Here is an 18,247-nt window from a genome sequence, read left to right as displayed (position 1 = left end):
AGGCCCCCCTGAGCATTTTGTAACCAGGCGTAACATATGAGCCACATTCTGATCGTCGAAGACGAAGCCATTATCCGAACGGCGCTGCGCAAACTGCTGGAACGGCACCGCTACCGGGTAAGTGAGGCGGGCTCAGTGCGGGAGGCGACCACCAAATACCGCCTCAGTGAAGTCGACCTGATTATCTCCGATCTACGTCTGCCCGGGGCCCCGGGTACCGACCTGCTCAAACTGGCCGGCGACGTGCCGGTGCTGATCATGACCAGCTACGCCAGCCTGCGCTCGGCAGTGGATTCCATGCGCATGGGGGCGGCGGACTACATCGCCAAACCCTTCGATCACGACGAGATGATCGCCACCGTGCGCCGGGTGATCGGCAAAGCCGCACAGAGCCGCGCGCAGGGCCCCAGTAGCAAGGATTCGGGCCGCAGCATCTCCGGCATGATCGGCGACAGCCCGGTGATGCGGGAACTCTACGCCCGCATCCACAAAGTGGCCCCCACCGACGCCACCGTGCTGGTACACGGCGAAACGGGCACCGGCAAGGAACTGGTGGCGCGAGCCATCCACGAGGAGAGCCGCCGCGCCGACAAGCCGCTGATCTCAGTCAACTGTGCCGCCATCCCCGAAACCCTGATCGAAGCCGAACTGTTCGGCCATGAGAAAGGCGCCTTTACCGGCGCCCAGACCGCCCGCGAGGGCCTGGTGGCCGCCGCCGACGGCGGCACCCTGTTCCTGGATGAAATCGGCGAGTTGCCCCTGGAGGCCCAGGCGCGCCTGCTGCGCGTCCTGCAGGAGGGGGAGGTACGCCCCATAGGATCGGTGGAATCGCGCAAGGTGGATGTGCGCCTGGTGGCGGCCACCCACCGCAACCTCCGCCAGCTGGCCGGGGAGCGCAAATTCCGTGAGGACCTCTACTACCGGATCAACGTGGTACAGATGACCCTGGCGCCACTGCGCGAACGAGGCAAGGACGTACTGGCTATCGCCGAGCATTTGCTGGAGAAATTCTGCGCCAAAGTGGAACGCCCCACCCTCAAGCTGTCTCCCGAGGCAGTACAGGCGGTCACCACCTACACCTGGCCGGGCAATGTGCGCGAACTGGAAAACGCCATTCAGCGCGCGGTGATCCTCACCGAGGGCAACGGGGAGATAGACCACCACACCCTGGATATCGACCTGGACCTGGTGCCGGTGGACGAAGCGGACCCGGATCGGCACCCGCGCAGCCTGCACACTGACCCCCGCGAAGACCTGTCCCTGGAGGACTACTTCGCCCGCTTCGTACTGGAACACCAGGACACCATGAGCGAGACCGAACTGGCGAAAAAACTGGGGGTAAGCCGCAAATGCCTGTGGGAACGGCGCCAGAAACTGGGCATCCCGCGTAAGAAAACCCGCCGCCTGGCCGCCGAAGCCTGACCCCCGGGAACCGGAGCAGTTTATCGACGCTGAAACGCTGAAGGCTCTTTTTATATCGGCGCTGAAGGCTCTTTACCAGCGCTGAAGGCTCTTTACCGGCGCTGAAGGCTCCAGCTCCGCTTGCGGTCCACAGGACCGCCTGTCCTCACTCCGTAGCGACCGTGGCCAATTCAGTGGCGGCCCTGCTGCCGAGGGCCGTTCACTCAACAGCCTCATCACGGCCCCCGGCAGCAGGCCTTCGCGTCTGACCAGAATTCTTCCCCGAGTCCCGAGTTTCTTTAATACCCTTATCTGTTCCGCATGGAGCGAACTTTGTGTTCGCCCGTATGTCTATCTTCCTGTCGGGTGAATACAAGGTTCGCCCTGCGCACAATCCCCCCCTGCCAAAGTGTTACCCCTGTCACACCCGGGCGTAACAACTTCCGCGCCATCCGTAACGATCCCAGCCATCCTGAACGGCCGCTGAAACCACCCAAAAACGTAACCCGTTGATTCTTAAGGATTTATTAAACCTGGCACACTAAATGCTTTGTTTAGTACAAATAACAAAAACAGCCAAGAATAAAAATAAATGACTGTTAAAGCCCTAATAACAACTGACAATAAGCGGGCGAGCCAAAATAAAAATAATGGGGCGGTCGACAATAAAAGCAAACAGTGACCAAAACCAGCAGAAGAATAACAATAAAAAATAAAAATAAAGCAGATGACAACAAAAATAATGACAAGCGCGTTACAAACTGACTGATTGTACCTGGGAGAGGGTGTTTGCCAGACGGCAAATTGAGCGCAGGGAAGCCGCTGCCTTCATACCGAATAACAATAATTCCTTTCTTTATCTTCTTTAATTACCCCCCAGTTTGTGCTGGCGCCCGCGGATAGCGGGGCGCTCGCTTGTGCCTGTGGTAGAATCCGCCCGCACAATAGACGAGCCCAGCCCCAGCAAGCAAACAGACAGCCGTATGCTCAATTCCCTGATCAGCAGTATCAAACGCTGGCGCAAGCCAGGTAACCCCGTCAGCCTCAGGATCGTTCCGCGCAGCGACCACAACCTGTCCCGCCGGAATATCAGCCGGGCGGCGCTCACGGTGATGAAACGGCTGCAGGAGGCCGGCTTCCGCGCCTATATCGTCGGCGGCGGCGTGCGCGACCTGCTCCTGAACGGCCACCCCAAGGACTTCGATGTAGCCACCGACGCCACCCCGGAAGAGGCCAAGGCGCTGTTCCGCGGCTCGCGTATCGTCGGCCGCCGCTTCCGCATCCTGCACGCGCGCATCGGCCGCGAGGTGATCGAGGTTACCACCTTCCGCGGCCACCACAGCGAGGGCGAGGCCCACGAGGCGCAGCAATCGGAACACGGCATGCTGCTGCGCGACAATGTCTACGGGGACCTGGAGAGCGACGCGATACGCCGCGACTTCACCATCAACGCCCTCTACTACACCACCGACGGCTTCGAGATCCACGACTACACCGGCGGCATGCGCGATATCGAACAGCGCCTGATCCGCATCATTGGCGATCCGGTCACCCGCTATAAGGAGGACCCGGTGCGTATGCTGCGCGCGGTGCGCTTCGCGGCCAAGCTGGACTTCACCATTGAGCGCCAGACCGCCGCACCCCTCGGCGAACTGGCTCCGCTGCTGCACAATATCGCTCCGGCGCGGCTGTTCGACGAAGTGCTCAAGCTGCTGATGAGCGGTTACGGCGAAAGTACCTTCGAGCTGCTGCACGAGTACGGACTCTGGCAACACCTGTTTCCCGACAACGCCGCCCAGTTGGATGACCCCTCAGCGCTGGCACTGACCCGCAAGGCCCTGCGCAATACCGACGCGCGCATCCGCGACGATAAGCGGGTCACCCCCGCGTTCCTTTACGCCGCCCTGCTGTGGCCGGCGGTTCAGGCGGAGCAGCGGCAGTTGACCGAAAAAGGCACCCCGCCAGTGCCGGCGCTGGCCCAGGCCGCGCAACAAGTCATCGGCAACCAGATGGCGCACACCGCCATTCCCAAGCGCTTCTCCATTCCCATGCGGGAAATCTGGGATATGCAACTGCGCCTCCCCCGCCGCACTGGCAATCGCGCCCAGCACCTGAGCGAGCACCCGCGCTTCCGCGCCGCTTACGATTTCCTGTTGCTGCGCGAGGAGTCCGGCGAAATCCAGCCGGGCCTGGGCCAGTGGTGGACCGAATTCCAGGAAGCGGATGAAGAGCAGCGCCAGTCCATGGTGAGCAAGCTGCAACGCAACGGCGGCGGCCGGCGCGGCAGGGGGTCCCGTGGCGGCCGCCGCCGGCGCTCCACCAGGGCCGAGTAAATGATCCGCTGTTTTGTTGGCCTCGGCAGCAATCTGTCCGACCCACAGCAGCAGTTGCGCAGCGCACTGGATGCCATCGCCGAGCTGCCGCAAACCACCCTGCTGCGCTGTTCCAGCTTCTATCGCAGCGCACCCGTCGGGCCAGGCAACCAGCCCGACTACATCAATGCGGTGGCGGAGCTGGAAACCCGGCTGGAACCGCTGGAGCTGCTGGACGGACTGCAGGCGATCGAATCCGCCCACGGGCGCGAGCGCGGTATCCGCTGGGGTGCCCGCACCCTCGATTTGGATATACTAGTGTTCGGACAGCAGCACATCGACGAACCCCGGCTACAGGTTCCCCATCCGCGCCTCGCCGAACGCAATTTCGTGCTTCTGCCGCTGGCAGAGCTGGAACCGAAGCTGCAACTCCCCTCGGGAGAGTCGATACAGACCCTGCTGCTGCAGTGCCCGCACAACCGCCTGGAAAAACTCTAACCTGGGAGCACGCGGACCTCAGACCCGCCCGGGGGTCCCTGTAGGCACGGCCCACGGTCGCGATCGGAGGTCGATTTGGCCGGGGAAAATCGATCGCGGCCATGGGCGGATGGCCGCCCCGCCGCTCCTACAAAAAACACCGGCGGTAGAAGGAGATAAGGAGTAGAGCCCAATGGCAACAAAACCCGGTGAACCCAATACCAGCGAACTGGATCTCTCCGGCAAAACCCTGCCCAGATTCATCGCCGTGGAAGGCAATATCGGCGTGGGCAAAACCACCCTGGCGAAGAAGCTCGCCGCCACGTTCAATTACGATACCCTGCTCGAGCAACCCGAAGACAACCCCTTTCTCGAACGCTTTTACCGCGACCCCCAAGGCGCAGCCCTGCCCACCCAACTGCATTTCCTGCTGCAACGCTCGCAACAGATCCAGGCGCTGCGCCAGGACGACCTGTTCAAGCCGGTGCGCGTGTCCGACTTCCTGATAGAGAAGGACCAGCTGTTTGCCGAGGTCACCCTGGACACCGACGAACTCGTCCTCTACCAGCAGGTCTACCAGCACCTGACCCTGCAGGCCCCCAAGCCGGATCTCGTGGTCTATCTGCAGGCGCCGCTCAACGTACTGCAGGAGCGCATCCGCACCCGCGGCATCGCCGCCGAGCGCGCCATCAGCAACGAATACCTGGCCACCCTGAACGAGACCTACACCAACTTTTTCCACTACTACGACGAGGCGCCGCTGTTGATTGTCAACAGCGAGGATATCGACATCGTCGACCGCCCACAGGACTACCGCCAGTTGGTGGAATATATGCTCACCATCTCCAGCGGCCGCCACTATTACAACCCGGGAAGTTGAAATTATGTACGCACCCACAGAGTTGGAAAAACCGGTAACAGTACAGACACTGCGCAAAATGAAAGCGGACGGCGAGAAGTTCATCACCGTCGCCCTCTACGACGCACCCATGGCGGCCATGGCACAGAAAACCGGTGTGGAAGCAGTTTTGGTGGGCGACTCCCTCGGTATGACGGTACTCGGCTACGACAGCACCATCCCGGTGACCATGGAGCAGATGATCTACCACGTGGAAGCGGTGGCCCGGGGCAACAAAAAGTCCCTGATCATGGGCGATATGCCGTTTATGACCTACGCGACGCCGAAGCAGGCGCTCACCAACGCCACCCGCATCATGCAGGCGGGCGCACATATGGTGAAAATCGAGGGCGGCGCCTGGCTGGCGGAAACAGTGAGAATGCTTACCGACCGCGGCATCCCCGTGTGCGCGCACCTGGGCCTCACACCGCAGTCGGTATATAAGCTCGGCGGCTACCGTGTGCAGGGACGGGACGAAGAGCGGGCCGGGGAAATTCTCGACGACGCCGCGCAACTGGACGAGGCCAACGCGGACCTGCTGGTCCTGGAGTGTGTGCCCGCCTCCCTCGCCAGGCGAATCACCGACACTGTCTCCATGCCCACCATCGGCATCGGTGCCGGCCGGGATACAGATGCCCAGGTACTGGTGATCAACGACATCCTCGGCCTCACCGAAACGCCGCCGAAGTTCTCCAAAAACTTCCTGGAAGAAACGGGAAATATTCCCGGCGCGTTGCGCAAATACGCCGAGGACGTCAAGAACGGCGTCTTCCCCGATACCAGCCACACTTTCGAATAGAAACCCTCTCCCCCGGGACCGCGGAGCTCCAGCTCCGCAACGGGCTGCAGGCCCGCCTCAGCGGCCGCAAGCAGAGCTGGAGTTCCCCCGGGGGTTCTTCGATGAGTACTATCAGGCGGGCTGGGTCTCCGGCGCCGCGAAAGGTCTGGCAAAAGAAAAGGCCTCTGGCGTGGGGCCTTTTGCTTCCAGGAGCTGCAAAGCCCGCTTGCCGTCGTCCACCGTCGGTAGTGAAATATTTTTGCCTAAATCAACTCCTTTTACCTGTCGCTCCAGCGCCAGCCTTTTCCGGCAGAGAAACGCAAACGCACATAGTCCGCATGCCAATTCCCCTCCCGATCGCAGAGAACCGGGCGCAACGACTCCACCACCTCCCGCAGGAATTCCCCTCTCAGCGAATCGGGAATCACTGAGAGATAGGGCTGCGCCAGGGTTTCGATCCAGCCGCCCACGTCGCCAGGCAAGGGCGTGGGGCGCGGGATCAAAGTCGCACTTTGCACGGAAAACCCGTTTTCTTCCAGCAACTTACTGTATTCCTCAGCCCCGGGGAAATACCAGGGGCACTCCGAATACAGACCTCTGGAACCTAGCGCAGACTCTACCGCGGCAACAATAGCGGCGACATTGCCCCGACCTCCGAACTCGCCCACAAAACGCCCTCCGGGCTTAAGCGCCCGCTCTACCCCGGCGACCACGGCCGCTGGATTCTTCATCCAATGGAGGGCCGCATTGGTAAATACCGCGTCGAACTCTCTCTCAAATGGAAGTTCCTGCCCATCCATTATCCGGGCATCCAGGCCGAGGGCCTTTGCCGCGTCGATCATCTCCGGACTTGAGTCCACAGCGACCACTTCACAGCCGTATCCGGCAAGTTTCACCGTAAGGGCGCCGTCACCACAGCCCAGATCCAGAATACGTTCACCGGGCTTCGGAGCGAGCAGCTCGACAACGGGCGCCCCCAAATCGGATACGATGCGGGCATTTGCAGCGTACTGGTCAGGATTCCAGCTCTGTTTCCCGGATGTAGACATCACAATAACTCCTGATCAATTCCCTGCCGGACTACCTGATAAGCCGCAGCGACGCAGTTGCCGTTTGTCGGCTTTCTAGCCGCCAGCTGTTGGCAAACGCATTGCCGTGCTCCACGCAGACATACTCCCGGTAGTGATCGCTCACATCCTCCAGGGTCGCGGCCAGTTCCGCACCCGGATTCCAGGTGATCACCGTATGGCAGTTTTTGCTGTGAGCGGTAATGGCATCACCGGTGATGATCTGCTGTTGTTCCGGGGCATTTTCGAAAACCCGGTCCACCTCCCCGGAAAAAGTGAGTACTCCCTCCTGGGTGAAGCGCTCCAGCCCGCGGGTTTTGTCCAGGTATTCGGTGTTTTCCAGCCCGCGTACCTTGATCTCGCGCACATCGTCCACCGGAAAATAGGTGTGCCAGGCCCAGCTGTACTCTGCAGTTTCCTCGTCCCGGTTTTCCAGTTCCAGATGTAACTCCAATTCCCTTCCCAGGCGCATGGTCATCGTGCAGAAGAAAGGTGCGCTAAACAGTTCGTTGCCGGGGTGCCGGTAAGTGAACACCAACTCCACCTCCCCGCCCTCCAGCTCCTTGCCGCTCGCCAGTTGCCAGGGCTCGGTGCGCACCAGTCCGTGCTTGGGTTTTTCCGGGTCCTGATTGTTGATACCGAACCAGGGCAGGCACAGTGGGATACCGCCTCGCACGGGTTCGCCGGGCTCGAAACAGGCTTTCGGGCTGAGCCAAAGCAGGGGCTCGCAGCCGGCGGCCTGAAACTCCAGCAACTGGGCGCCCTGCCTGGCAATCACCGCGCGGCACAGGGGTGTCTGCACCAGAAACAGATCCAGGCCGGGCTTGCCGTAGAGGGTGCCGCTGTCGGTAGGGCTAATGGTTTGGGTTTGTATCGATTCACTCACTTGGATTACAACCTTTTTTGTAATTACTCACTCATAGGGGATCTGCATTGGTTTAAGCGAACCACCCCGCCGCTCCTACAGGGTGAGCAGTTACCCTTTATTCATTCGTTTTTCTCCCGCCGGAAAATCGGAAGCGCGCACAGTAGTGACATCACCCCCAGTGCCAGCAGCAAATGGAACCAGTTGATACGCGCCAGCCCCAGCACCCGCCGCGCGCCGGTTCCCACAAACAGCGCGGCGATAATCACCAGCAGAGCACCCGCGGCGAGCAGCAGCGCCTGCAGCCGGGACAGGCTGTGCCGCCCGAACAGTTCCATTGCCGCCACCAGCAGCCACAGGAAAACCCCCACGGTGCTGTACAGCCTGTTTACGGACTGCGCATCGAAGCCGGTGGTCTCCGCCAGGCCCAGCGTAGAGCCGACCGCCAGAGCGAAGATCGCATAGGCCGGTGCGCGGCCGCGATATCCCAGAGGCAGCTGCAACCGGGCCCACAACAGCCCCAGCCCGATCGACAGAAATGAGACGGCGCCGGACAGACGCGTCAGCACGCGGTACAACCTGGTAGTCCCCGGGTCGATACCATAGCGGTAGGCACCGGCAGCGGCCGCGAGGGCGAGACACAGCAAGCCCCCGGTCACCAGCAGGGCCGGCGTCTGAAGACGATATCGGGAAATATGCCAATACTGGGTGGCAACCAGCGTGGCGGCCAGTGCGAGCAGGATTTCCACGAGCCAGTAATTGTGCAAGGCGGGCTCCCCTTTTCTCTTCTTTAGGGGATTCTAACGGGCTGGAGGGGGAGGGGCGAGCGATCGGTGGTCTCACCACTGACCGCCAACCACAAAAGCGCCAGGAGCGCTTTTGATTGGCTTTAGCCGACCCGAAGGGCAAAGTACAGGGATGTACTACATAAAAAACCCGGCAATTACCGGGCAATTGCCGGGTTTTTTTAAGGGGTTAGCCTTCTTCGCCGGAAGCCTGACTCGCTTCCTCTGCATTCTCCGCCTTCGCTTCCTTGATGGACAGCTTGATACGCCCCCGCTGGTCCACGTCCAGCACCTTCACGAATACCTTCTGACCTTCGCTCAGGTAGTCGGTGACTGCGTTGACGCGCTCCTCGGCGATCTGGGAGATATGCACCAGGCCGTCTTTGCCCGGCAGGAAGTTGACGAAAGCACCGAAGTCCACGATGCGCACCACGGTGCCCTCGTAGATGGCGCCGATCTCGGCTTCCGCGGTGATCTCCTCGATACGGGTAACCGCCGCTTCCAGGCTCTCGCCGTCCTCGCCGAATACCTTGACGGTGCCGTCGTCCTCAATATCGATGGACGCACCGGTCTCCTCGGTGATGGAGCGGATGGTGGCGCCGCCCTTGCCGATAACATCGCGGATCTTGTCCGGATGGATTTTCAGGGTCGCATAGCGGGGCGCGTTCTCGTTCACGGTGGAACGGGACTCGCCGATCACCTTGTTCATCTCCGCGAGGATATGCAGGCGCGCGTGCAGGGCCTGCTCCAGAGCGGTTTCCATGATCTCTTCGGTAATGCCCTCGATCTTGATATCCATCTGCAGCGCGGTCACACCGGAAGCGGTACCGGCCACTTTGAAGTCCATATCGCCGAGGTGGTCTTCGTCACCGAGGATGTCGGTCAGTACCGCGTAGCCTTCGTCCTCTTTCACCAGGCCCATGGCGATACCGGCGACCGGCGCCTTCACCGGCACACCGGCGTCCATCAGCGCCAGGCTGGAACCACACACGGAGGCCATGGAGCTGGAACCGTTGGATTCGGTGATTTCAGATACCACACGCAGGGTGTAAGGGAAGCTCTCCGGGTTCGGCAGCACGGCGGCGATACCGCGGCGTGCCAGGCGACCGTGGCCGATTTCGCGACGGCCGGTAAAGCCCACACGACCCGCTTCACCCACAGAGTAGGGCGGGAAGTTGTAGTGCAGCATAAAGTAGTCTTTGTACTCGCCTTCCAGCGCATCGATGATCGCCGCATCGCGAGTGGCACCGAGGGTGGACACAACGAGGGCCTGGGTCTCGCCGCGGGTGAACAGGGCGGAGCCGTGGGCCTTGGGCAGTACGCCCACTTCCACGCTGATCGGGCGCACGGTCTTGGTGTCGCGGCCGTCGATACGGGGCTCGCCGCGAACCACGGCGCCGCGTACGATTTTCTTTTCCAGCTTGCCGAAGTAGCTCTTGACCGTCCCTTCGTCCACCTCCTCGGTTGCCAGGGCTTCCGCAGCGGCGTTGCGCAGCTCGCCCAGGCGCGTTGTGCGCGCCTGCTTATCGGTGACCTTGTAGGCCTCGGCCACCTGCTCGCCAAACTGGCTCTCAAGCGCAGCTTTCAGCTCTTCGTTGACCGCCTCCGGCTGCCAGTCCCAGACGGGTTTGCCGGCTTCGGCCTTCAGTTCTTCGCAGACCTTAACCACCGCCTGCATTTCCTGGTGGGCGAACAGCACCGCGCCCAGCATGATGTCTTCCGGCAGCTCCCTGGCTTCGGATTCCACCATCAGTACGGCGTCCTTGGTGCCCGCGACCACCATATTCAGTTCAGAGCCTTTCAGCGCGCTGTAGCTCGGGTTCAGCAGGTAACCGTCTTGCTGGGTATAGCCCACACGCGCGGCGCCGATAGGGCCGCCGAAAGGGATACCGGAAACGGACAGCGCCGCCGAGGTGCCGATCATGCCGGCGATATCCGGATCTACGTCTTTTTCCGCGGACAGCACGGTGATCATCACCTGCACTTCGTTCATAAAGCCGTTGGGGAACAGCGGGCGGATCGGGCGGTCGATCAGGCGGGAGGTCAGGGTCTCTTTTTCAGACGGGCGGCCTTCGCGCTTGAAGAAGCCACCGGGAATCTTGCCGGCCGCATAGGCCTTTTCCTGATAGTGTACGGACAGCGGGAAGAAGCCTTGATCGGGCTTGGCTTCCTTGGCGCCTACAACGGTACACAGAACCACGGTTTCGCCCATGGTTACCAGCGCCGCACCGGTGGCCTGGCGCGCTACGCGGCCGGTCTCGATGGTGACTTGCTGATTGCCGTACTGGAATGTTTTGCTTACTGGATTCACTAGTTTTTCCTATTTCCTTTTGGTTACTGGCCCATTCCAGTAACCCCTACATAGTTAGCCCTCTCCCCCGGCCCCTCTCCCGCAAGCGGGAGAGGGGAGAGAAGGGGCCGCCGGAGCTCCGCGCTCCAAAAAAGAATGCCCGCCAGGGGCGGGCATTCCAGGGCCTTAACGACGCAAGCCGAGTTTGGCAATCAGCTGTGCGTAACGATTCAGGTCCTTGCGCTTCAGGTAGTCCAGCAGCTTGCGGCGCTGGTTTACCATGCGAATCAGGCCACGGCGGGAGTGGTGGTCCTGCTTGTGTGCAGAGAAGTGGCCCTGCAGTTTGTTGATGTTAGCGGTCAACAGGGCTACCTGGACTTCCGGGGAACCGGTATCGCCTTCAGCTTGGCCGTGCTCTTTAAGGATGGCTGCTTTTTCCGATGCAGTCAGTGCCATAACGAAATACCTCGTCGTAATATGCTTTGAAGATTCGGCTGGCCCGTGCATATTTACAGACCAGCTAACGGTTATTTCCCCCGCCGCTCCTACGGGGTGCTTACCAGGCGGCGCGGGGCGACCCGGCCGTCGTCGGTAATTTCTCCAACGCCCAGAAAATCACCACTTTCCAGGAAGAGGCGCACCATATCACCTTCCTCGCCGATACGGTAGACCTGCAGGTCCATTACCGGCTGGCCCTGACGCAGATAGTAACCGGAGTCGTCCGGCAGGGTCAGTTTGGGCAACCCGGAGGCGGGTGAATCCACTGGCAACAGGTGGTGATCCAGGCTTTCCGCCCTATCCTCGCCGCGCTCTTCCGTCAGCTCATCCAGGGTAACGGCATCCGCCTCATCGAAGGGGCCGCAGGCGGAGCGGTGCAGTTGATCCACGTAGGCCCCCACTCCCAGGTTGCGGCCCAGGTCTTCCGCCAGGCTTCGCACATAGGTGCCTTTGGAACAGTGCACCTCCACTTCCGCGCGGGGTTGGGGGCCGGGGGTGAAACCCAGCAGTTCAAACGAATAGATGTCCACGGTGCGCGCCTCGCGTTCCACTTCCAGCCCCTGGCGCGCCAGTTTGTACAACGGCTGGCCCTTGTGCTTGAGCGCCGAGTACATGGACGGCACCTGCTGGATACGGCCGCGGAATACATCCATGGCATCGCGCAACTTCTCTTCCGTCAGGCCCGAGGCATCGGCGCTCGTCACCACCTGCCCGTCGGCATCGCCGGTGTCGGTGGCCATGCCGAAACAGAAGGTGCTGCGGTAGCGCTTATCCGCGTCCAGCAGATACTGGGAGAACTTGGTGGCCTCGCCGAAACAGATCGGCAGCACCCCGGTGGCGAGCGGGTCCAGCGCACCGGTGTGGCCGGCGCGGTTGGCGAAGAACAGTCGCTTGGCTTTTTGCAGGGCGTCGTTGGCGGTGATGCCGGCGGGCTTGTCCAGCAACAGCACGCCGTGAACCGGGCGGCCCCATTTAGGTCTGCGGCCCATGAATCAATCTTCTTTGGAATCGTCCAAATCCTCTCCTGAGGATTTGTCGTCGTCGGTATGGTGCTCGCGGTCTGCCTTGACCGCCTCGTCGATCAGCGCGGACAGTTGCTGGCCGCGCACGGAGGTCTCGTCATAGCGGAATTGCAGGCGCGGGATGGTGCGCATCTGGATGGAGCGCGCCAGCTGGCTGCGCAGGAAACCGGCGGCCTTGTTGAGCACTTCCATGGAGGTGTTGATCCTGGCCCGGTCGTCCTCACCCACCAGGGTCACGAAAACCTTGGCAGTGGCGAGGTCGCGGCTAACCTCCACGTCGTTGACGTTGATCATGCCCAGGCGCGGGTCGCGTACTTCGCGCTGGATCAACTGTGCCAGTTCGCGGCGCATGGCGTCGGCGACGCGATCGGCGCGGTGGAATTCTCTTGCCATTTTTTTCCTATATCGAATGGCGCTGGTGATCTACGGAGCGCCCTGTAGGAGCGGGGGGCGGCCATCCGCCCATGCCCGCGATCAGGTTTCGTTCGCGGGCATGGCCCGCTCCTACATCGGGCTTGCGGCCCGGGGGGCCCCTCTCCCCTAGCCCCTCTCCCGCAAGCGGGAGAGGGGAATCACACATTAAAGCTCGCGGGCAACCTTGACGATATCGTAGACCTCGATCTGGTCGCCGGGCTTGACGTCGTTGTAGTCCTTGACGCCGATACCGCACTCCATACCATTGCGCACTTCCTGCACGTCGTCCTTGAAGCGGCGCAGGGATTCCAGTTCGCCCTGGTAGATCACCACGTTGTCGCGCAGTACGCGGATCGGCTTGTTGCGGTACACGGTGCCCTCGGTGACCATACAGCCGGCGATGGCGCCGAACTTGGGCGAGCGGAAGACGTCGCGCACTTCGGCGATACCGACAATGTCCTCGCGCACTTCCGGCTCCAGCATGCCCGACAGGGCCTGCTTCACTTCGTCCAACAGATTGTAGATCACGCTGTAGTAGCGGATTTCCACACTCTCGGTCTCCGCCAGCTTGCGCGCGGCGACATCGGCACGGGTGTTGAAACCGATCACGATGGCACCGGAAGTCAACGCCAGGTTGATATCGTTCTCGGCGATACCGCCCACACCGCTGGACACTACGTTGACGGACACCTCCTCATTGCCGATGTCCGCCAGTGCGGACAGGATGGCTTCGAGGGAACCGCGCACATCCGCCTTGATCACTACCGGCAGCACTTTTTTCTCGCCGGATTCCATGTCCGCAAACATGTTTTCCAGCTTGGCGGCCTGCTGGCGCTGCATGCGCTCGCGGCGCTCCTTCTCGGCGCGCTGCTCGGCCACTTCGCGGGCCTTGCGTTCGTCCGTCACCACCATGAATTCGTCGCCGGCATTGGGCGTGGTATCCAGGCCCAGCAGTTCCACCGGGGTGGACGGGCCGGCGTCTTTCACCTGTTTGCCCAGCTCGTTGGTCATGGCGCGCACGCGGCCGTAGCTCTGGCCGGCGAGCACGATATCGCCGCGCTTCAGTTCGCCGTTCTGCACCAGCAGGGTGGCGACCACACCGCGCCCCTTCTCCAGGCGGGATTCGATCACCACGCCGGTGGCAGGTACACCGGTCCTGGCCTTGAGTTCGAGTATTTCCGCCTGCAGGGAAACCGCTTCCAGCAGCTCGTCGATGCCCTCGCCGGTGTGCGCGGACACATTGACAAACTGTGTATCGCCGCCCCAGTCTTCCGGGATCACATCTTTTGCCGCCAGTTCGTTCTTGACCCGATCCGGGTCCGCCCCTTCCTTATCGCACTTGTTGATGGCCACAACCAGCGGCACGCCGGCGGCGCGGGCGTGGTTGATGGCTTCTTCGGTCTGCGGCATCACACCATCGTCCGCGGCGACTACAAGAATCACCACGTCGGTGGCCTGGGCGCCGCGGGCGCGCATGGCGGTAAAGGCGGCGTGGCCGGGAGTGTCCAGGAAGGCGACTTCGCCCTGGCCGGTCTTCACCCGGTAGGCGCCGATATGCTGGGTGATGCCGCCTGCTTCCCCGGAGGCCACCTTGGTCTCGCGGATATAGTCGAGCAGCGAGGTCTTGCCGTGGTCTACGTGACCCATCACGGTGACCACCGGCGCGCGGGAAACCTCTTCGCCCTCAACCTGCTGGACTTCGGCCACCAGGCTCTCCTCCAGCTCGCTCTCGGAACGAAATACCACCTTGTGGCCCATTTCCTCGGCGATCAGTTGCGCCGTTTCGCGATCCAGGCTCTGGTTGATGGTCACCATCTCGCCCATTTTCATCAGGCGCTTGATCAGGTCGCCGGCCTTGATGTTCATCTGTTTGGCCAGTTCGCCGACGGTGATGGTTTCGCCCAACTGCACTTCGTATACCTGTTTTGCCGTGGGCTTCTTGAAGCCGTGGGTTGGTTTGACTTTCAGCGTCGGGCGGGACAACGAGCGGGTGCTGCGTTTTTCCGCTTCGTCGCTTTCAAAAGCTTCCAGCGCCTGCTCGTAGAGGGCGGTCTTGCTGGATTTCTTCGGGCCGGACTTGGCGCCGCGGCGACCGCGGCGCTTGCGCGGCTCCTCTTCTTTTTCAGCAACAGCTGGAGTCGCCTCCAGCTTGCGGCGCAGGGAGGGCTTGACCCCTTCGGTCTTTGTCTTCTCTTTCTCTGTCTTTTCCAGCTCCACGCGCTGGCGATCCGCCTCAAGGCGGGCCTTCTTCTCTTCCAGTTCCTGCTCTTCCTGGGCGGCTTGCTGCTTGCGGCGCTCCATGGCGGCGATACGCATCGCCTCGATATCGTCCACGTAGGTAGAGCGCACCGGCCGGGGCGCTGGCTTCTCGACCTTTTCCTCGACGACCTTCGGCTCTTCCGCCACCTCTTCGGGCGCCTCCACTGCTACCTCGGTGGTCTCGGCTTCGGCCGCTTCGCGGGCAGCTTTGGCTTCCGCTTCGGCGCGGGCGCGCTCGGCCTCCGCCTGTTCGGCGCGGGCCCTTTCCAGTGCCGCCTGCTCGGCGAGTGCCTTGTCCAATTCGGCCTGCGGCGGCTCCGCGGCGGCCTCCGCCGCTACCGACTCCGAAGGGCGTTTTACGTAGGTGCGTTTCTTGCGCACTTCCACATTCACGGTTTTGCGGCCTGTGCCGGAGCCGGTTTTCAGCGTGGTGGTGGTTTTGCGCTTCAGGGTGATCTTACGCGGCGCAGCATCCTGCTCCCCGTGGCTGCTTTTCAGGAAGTTGAGCAGGACCTGTTTTTCCTCATCCGACACCGCCGCATCCGTAGAAGTGTGGGGCAAACCCGCTTCCTGCATCTGCTTGAGCAGACGCTCCTCGGTGGCACCTACCGATTTCGCGAGTTCGCTAACTGTTACTTCGGCCATTCTCTCTCCTAAAGGTCTTGGTCGGCAGAGCCTGTCTGTTCATTTCCAAACAGCCCCTGTGGGAGCCTGCCTTGCAGGCGATTATTCACGCTCCGAGGGATTTCGCCAGCATGGCCGGCTCCCACAGGGGCTCCCTCAATTACTCCGAGGCTTCGCTATCGTCGGCAAACCAGGGTTCGCGCGCTTTCATGATCAGCGCGGCGGCGCGCTCCTGGTCCATTCCTTCAATATCCAGCAGGTCGTCTACTGCCTGTTCCGCCAGGTCCTCCATGGAGGCAATACCGCGGCTGGCCAGCAAGTAGGCCAGATGGCGGTCCATACCCTCCATATTCAGCAGGTCTTCCTGGGGCTCGGAGGCGTCCAGCTGCTCCTCCGAGGCCAATGCCTGAGTCAGCAGCGCGTCCTTGGCACGGGCGCGCAGCTCCTCGGCGATTTCCTCGTCGAAGCCCTCGATGGTGAGCATCTCCTCCAAGGGCACATAGGCCACCTCTTCCAGAGTGGTGAAGCCCTCTTCCACCAGCACACCGGCCACATCTTCGTCGATGTCCAGGCGCTGCATAAAGGTTTCCATGACGCCGCTGGATTCGGCTTCCTGCTTGACCTGCCAGTCCTCAATGCTCATCACATTGATCTGCCACTCGGTGAGTTCGGAAGCCAGGCGTACATTCTGGCCGCTGCGGCCAATGGCCATGGCCAGGTTTTCCTCGGCCACTGCCACGTCCATGGAACCGGCGTCTTCGTCAACCACGATGGACTCGATTTCCGCCGGCGCCATGGCGTTGATTACAAATTGTGCCGGGTTTTCATCCCACAACACGATATCCACACGCTCACCGGACAACTCGTTGGACACCGCCTGTACCCGTGCACCTCGCATGCCAACGCAGGCACCCACCGGGTCGATGCGGCCATCGTTGGTGGTCACCGCAATCTTGGCCCGCAGGCCCGGGTCGCGGGCAGCGCCCCTGATCTCGATCACCTGCTCGGCGATTTCCGGCACCTCGATGCGGAACAGCTCGATAATCATTTCCGGGCAGGAGCGGCTCAACATCAACTGCGGACCGCGCGCTTCCGGCTGGATTTCCAGAAGAATAGCGCGCACCCGGTCACCCAGGCGAAAGATTTCCCGGCCCACCAACTGATCGCGGGGCAGGCGCGCCTCGGCGTTGCCGCCCAGGTCCACAGCGATAAATTCACGGGTCACTTTCTTCACGGTGCCGCTGACGAGTTCGCCCACGCGGTCGCGATATTCGTCCACCACTTTGGCGCGTTCCGCCTCACGCACCTTCTGCACGATCACTTGCTTGGCAGTTTGCGCGGCGATGCGGCCGAACTCAACGTTTTCCACTTGTTCGCGGTAAATATCCCCGGCTTTCAGCGTGGGATCTTTCTCGTGGGCCTCTTCCAGGGTGAACTGGGTGCCCAATTCCGCCAGAGTATCGTCATCCACCACTTCCCAACTGCGGAAAGTCTCGTAGTCGCCGGTACTGCGGTCAATGGTAACGGTAATCGTGGAATCCTCGTCATAGCGTTTCTTGGTGGCTGTCGCCAGTGCCGCCTCGATCGCCTGGAAAATAATTTCCCGATCCACGCCCTTCTCGTTGGAAACCGCTTCGGCTACCAGCAAGATTTCTTTGTTCATGCAGCTGCCTCTTTAAACACGCTAAACGCTACGTTGATCACTTTTCAAATTGGGGAATGACATTGGCCCGCTCGATGCTGTCGATGGGCAACAGATATTCGTTCTCACTGTCGACGCGCAGTACCACTTCCTCCCCCTCTACGCCAACCAGCAGGCCGCGCCACTTGCGCTGGCCCTCCAGCGGCATGCGCAGGCGAACCTCGATCCGGGAGCCGGCAAAACGCCGGTAGTGGTCCAGCTTGTACAGGGGACGGTCGAGCCCCGGCGAGGAGACTTCCAGGGTGTACTTGCCGCTGATGGGGTCTTCCACGTCCAGCACGGCGCTCACCTGACGACTGACCTTCTCGCAGTCCTCTACGGCGATACCCCGCTCGGAATCGATGTAAATACGCAGCAGTGCGTTGCGGCCATGGGTCTGGTATTCAATGCCCCACAGCTCGCAGCCCAGTGATTCCACCACCGGGCTCAAAAGTTGTTCCAACCGTTCGCGCTTAGTCGCCATTAGCCGCCATACAAGTCGGCAGGACAGCCGATTTGCACAGCTGTCAGCTGCCCCAAGGGGTGAAGTGCAGGGAGGCACTTCATGAAACAAAAAATGGGCCTGCGGCCCACTTCGAAATATTCCTGCGCAATTTTTGGCGCAGATACGAAAAAGCCCCTGACGGGGCTTCGACCGCCTGTGGGAGCGAGCCCTGCTCGCGAATTCGCCTGCAAGGCAGGCTCCCACAGCAAAATTTGGTAGCGGGGGCAGGATTTGAACCTTCGACCTTCGCCCGGCCATGCCGGCCAGAGGTGAAAAGGGAGCCCGCGTCGGGCGTCTACCTAAAGACCACTGGCACCTAAATTTGGTAGCGGGGGCAGGATTTGAACCTACGACCTTCGCCCGGCCATGCC

15 protein-coding genes are annotated in these 18,247 nt (G+C 61.5%); 5 read left to right on the top strand and 10 right to left on the bottom strand.

Annotated features, from left to right (window positions below; genetic code table 11):
- Nucleotides 1-36: 36 nt before the first annotated feature.
- From ACRC0P_RS03450 to panB, 5 genes are all read left to right on the top strand, one after another.
- Nucleotides 37-1,422, top strand: a complete 1,386-nt coding sequence (locus tag ACRC0P_RS03450) for a sigma-54-dependent transcriptional regulator (RefSeq protein WP_438628393.1) — start codon at nucleotides 37-39, stop codon at nucleotides 1,420-1,422.
- A 962-nt stretch (nucleotides 1,423-2,384) separates the two neighbouring features.
- Complete coding sequence (pcnB, locus tag ACRC0P_RS03445; protein WP_438628392.1) at nucleotides 2,385-3,734, top strand: polynucleotide adenylyltransferase PcnB; 1,350 nt, start codon at nucleotides 2,385-2,387, stop codon at nucleotides 3,732-3,734.
- The gene (gene folK, locus ACRC0P_RS03440) at nucleotides 3,735-4,211 is read left to right on the top strand and encodes a 2-amino-4-hydroxy-6-hydroxymethyldihydropteridine diphosphokinase (protein ID WP_438628391.1); all 477 of its coding nucleotides are present in this window, start codon (nucleotides 3,735-3,737) and stop codon (nucleotides 4,209-4,211) included.
- A 172-nt stretch (nucleotides 4,212-4,383) separates the two neighbouring features.
- The gene (locus tag ACRC0P_RS03435; protein WP_438628390.1) at nucleotides 4,384-5,070 is read left to right on the top strand and encodes a deoxynucleoside kinase; all 687 of its coding nucleotides are present in this window, start codon (nucleotides 4,384-4,386) and stop codon (nucleotides 5,068-5,070) included.
- Between the two features lie 4 nt (nucleotides 5,071-5,074).
- A complete protein-coding gene (panB, locus tag ACRC0P_RS03430) occupies nucleotides 5,075-5,887 on the top strand; it encodes a 3-methyl-2-oxobutanoate hydroxymethyltransferase (protein WP_438628389.1) in 813 nt (270 codons plus the stop codon).
- A 257-nt stretch (nucleotides 5,888-6,144) separates the two neighbouring features.
- Here panB and ACRC0P_RS03425 read toward each other — a convergent pair whose 3' ends face one another.
- The 10 genes from ACRC0P_RS03425 to rimP form a co-directional block, all read right to left on the bottom strand.
- Nucleotides 6,145-6,915 carry a class I SAM-dependent methyltransferase gene (locus ACRC0P_RS03425; protein ID WP_438628388.1) on the bottom strand — a complete coding sequence of 257 codons (771 nt, stop codon included), beginning with the start codon at nucleotides 6,913-6,915 and terminating at the stop codon, nucleotides 6,145-6,147.
- A gap of 31 nt (nucleotides 6,916-6,946) precedes the next feature.
- The gene (locus tag ACRC0P_RS03420; RefSeq protein ID WP_438628387.1) at nucleotides 6,947-7,819 is read right to left on the bottom strand and encodes a D-hexose-6-phosphate mutarotase; all 873 of its coding nucleotides are present in this window, start codon (nucleotides 7,817-7,819) and stop codon (nucleotides 6,947-6,949) included.
- A gap of 101 nt (nucleotides 7,820-7,920) precedes the next feature.
- Nucleotides 7,921-8,565, bottom strand: coding sequence for a hypothetical protein (locus ACRC0P_RS03415; protein WP_438628386.1), 645 nt, complete (start codon nucleotides 8,563-8,565; stop codon nucleotides 7,921-7,923).
- Between the two features lie 208 nt (nucleotides 8,566-8,773).
- Nucleotides 8,774-10,894, bottom strand: a complete 2,121-nt coding sequence (pnp, locus tag ACRC0P_RS03410) for a polyribonucleotide nucleotidyltransferase (protein ID WP_438628385.1) — start codon at nucleotides 10,892-10,894, stop codon at nucleotides 8,774-8,776.
- 165 nt (nucleotides 10,895-11,059) lie between these two features.
- Nucleotides 11,060-11,329 carry a 30S ribosomal protein S15 gene (rpsO, locus tag ACRC0P_RS03405; RefSeq protein ID WP_438628384.1) on the bottom strand — a complete coding sequence of 90 codons (270 nt, stop codon included), beginning with the start codon at nucleotides 11,327-11,329 and terminating at the stop codon, nucleotides 11,060-11,062.
- 89 nt (nucleotides 11,330-11,418) lie between these two features.
- Nucleotides 11,419-12,360 carry a tRNA pseudouridine(55) synthase TruB gene (gene truB, locus ACRC0P_RS03400; protein WP_438628383.1) on the bottom strand — a complete coding sequence of 314 codons (942 nt, stop codon included), beginning with the start codon at nucleotides 12,358-12,360 and terminating at the stop codon, nucleotides 11,419-11,421.
- Between the two features lie 3 nt (nucleotides 12,361-12,363).
- Complete coding sequence (gene rbfA / locus ACRC0P_RS03395; RefSeq protein ID WP_438628382.1) at nucleotides 12,364-12,786, bottom strand: 30S ribosome-binding factor RbfA; 423 nt, start codon at nucleotides 12,784-12,786, stop codon at nucleotides 12,364-12,366.
- 186 nt (nucleotides 12,787-12,972) lie between these two features.
- Nucleotides 12,973-15,711, bottom strand: coding sequence for a translation initiation factor IF-2 (gene infB / locus ACRC0P_RS03390; protein WP_438628381.1), 2,739 nt, complete (start codon nucleotides 15,709-15,711; stop codon nucleotides 12,973-12,975).
- A gap of 139 nt (nucleotides 15,712-15,850) precedes the next feature.
- Entirely contained in the window at nucleotides 15,851-17,353 is a 1,503-nt protein-coding gene (gene nusA, locus ACRC0P_RS03385; protein WP_438628380.1) for a transcription termination factor NusA, read from the bottom strand.
- 37 nt (nucleotides 17,354-17,390) lie between these two features.
- Nucleotides 17,391-17,855 (bottom strand): ribosome maturation factor RimP, encoded by a 465-nt coding sequence (gene rimP / locus ACRC0P_RS03380; RefSeq protein ID WP_438628379.1) that lies wholly within the window; start codon nucleotides 17,853-17,855, stop codon nucleotides 17,391-17,393.
- Between the last annotated feature and the right edge of the window lie 392 nt (nucleotides 17,856-18,247).

The organism is Microbulbifer sp., assembly GCF_051659245.1.
Taxonomy (GTDB): Bacteria; Pseudomonadota; Gammaproteobacteria; order Pseudomonadales; family Cellvibrionaceae; genus Microbulbifer.
Note: the sequence above shows the minus strand (reverse complement) of the source record. Positions and strands in the feature narration are given on the sequence as shown.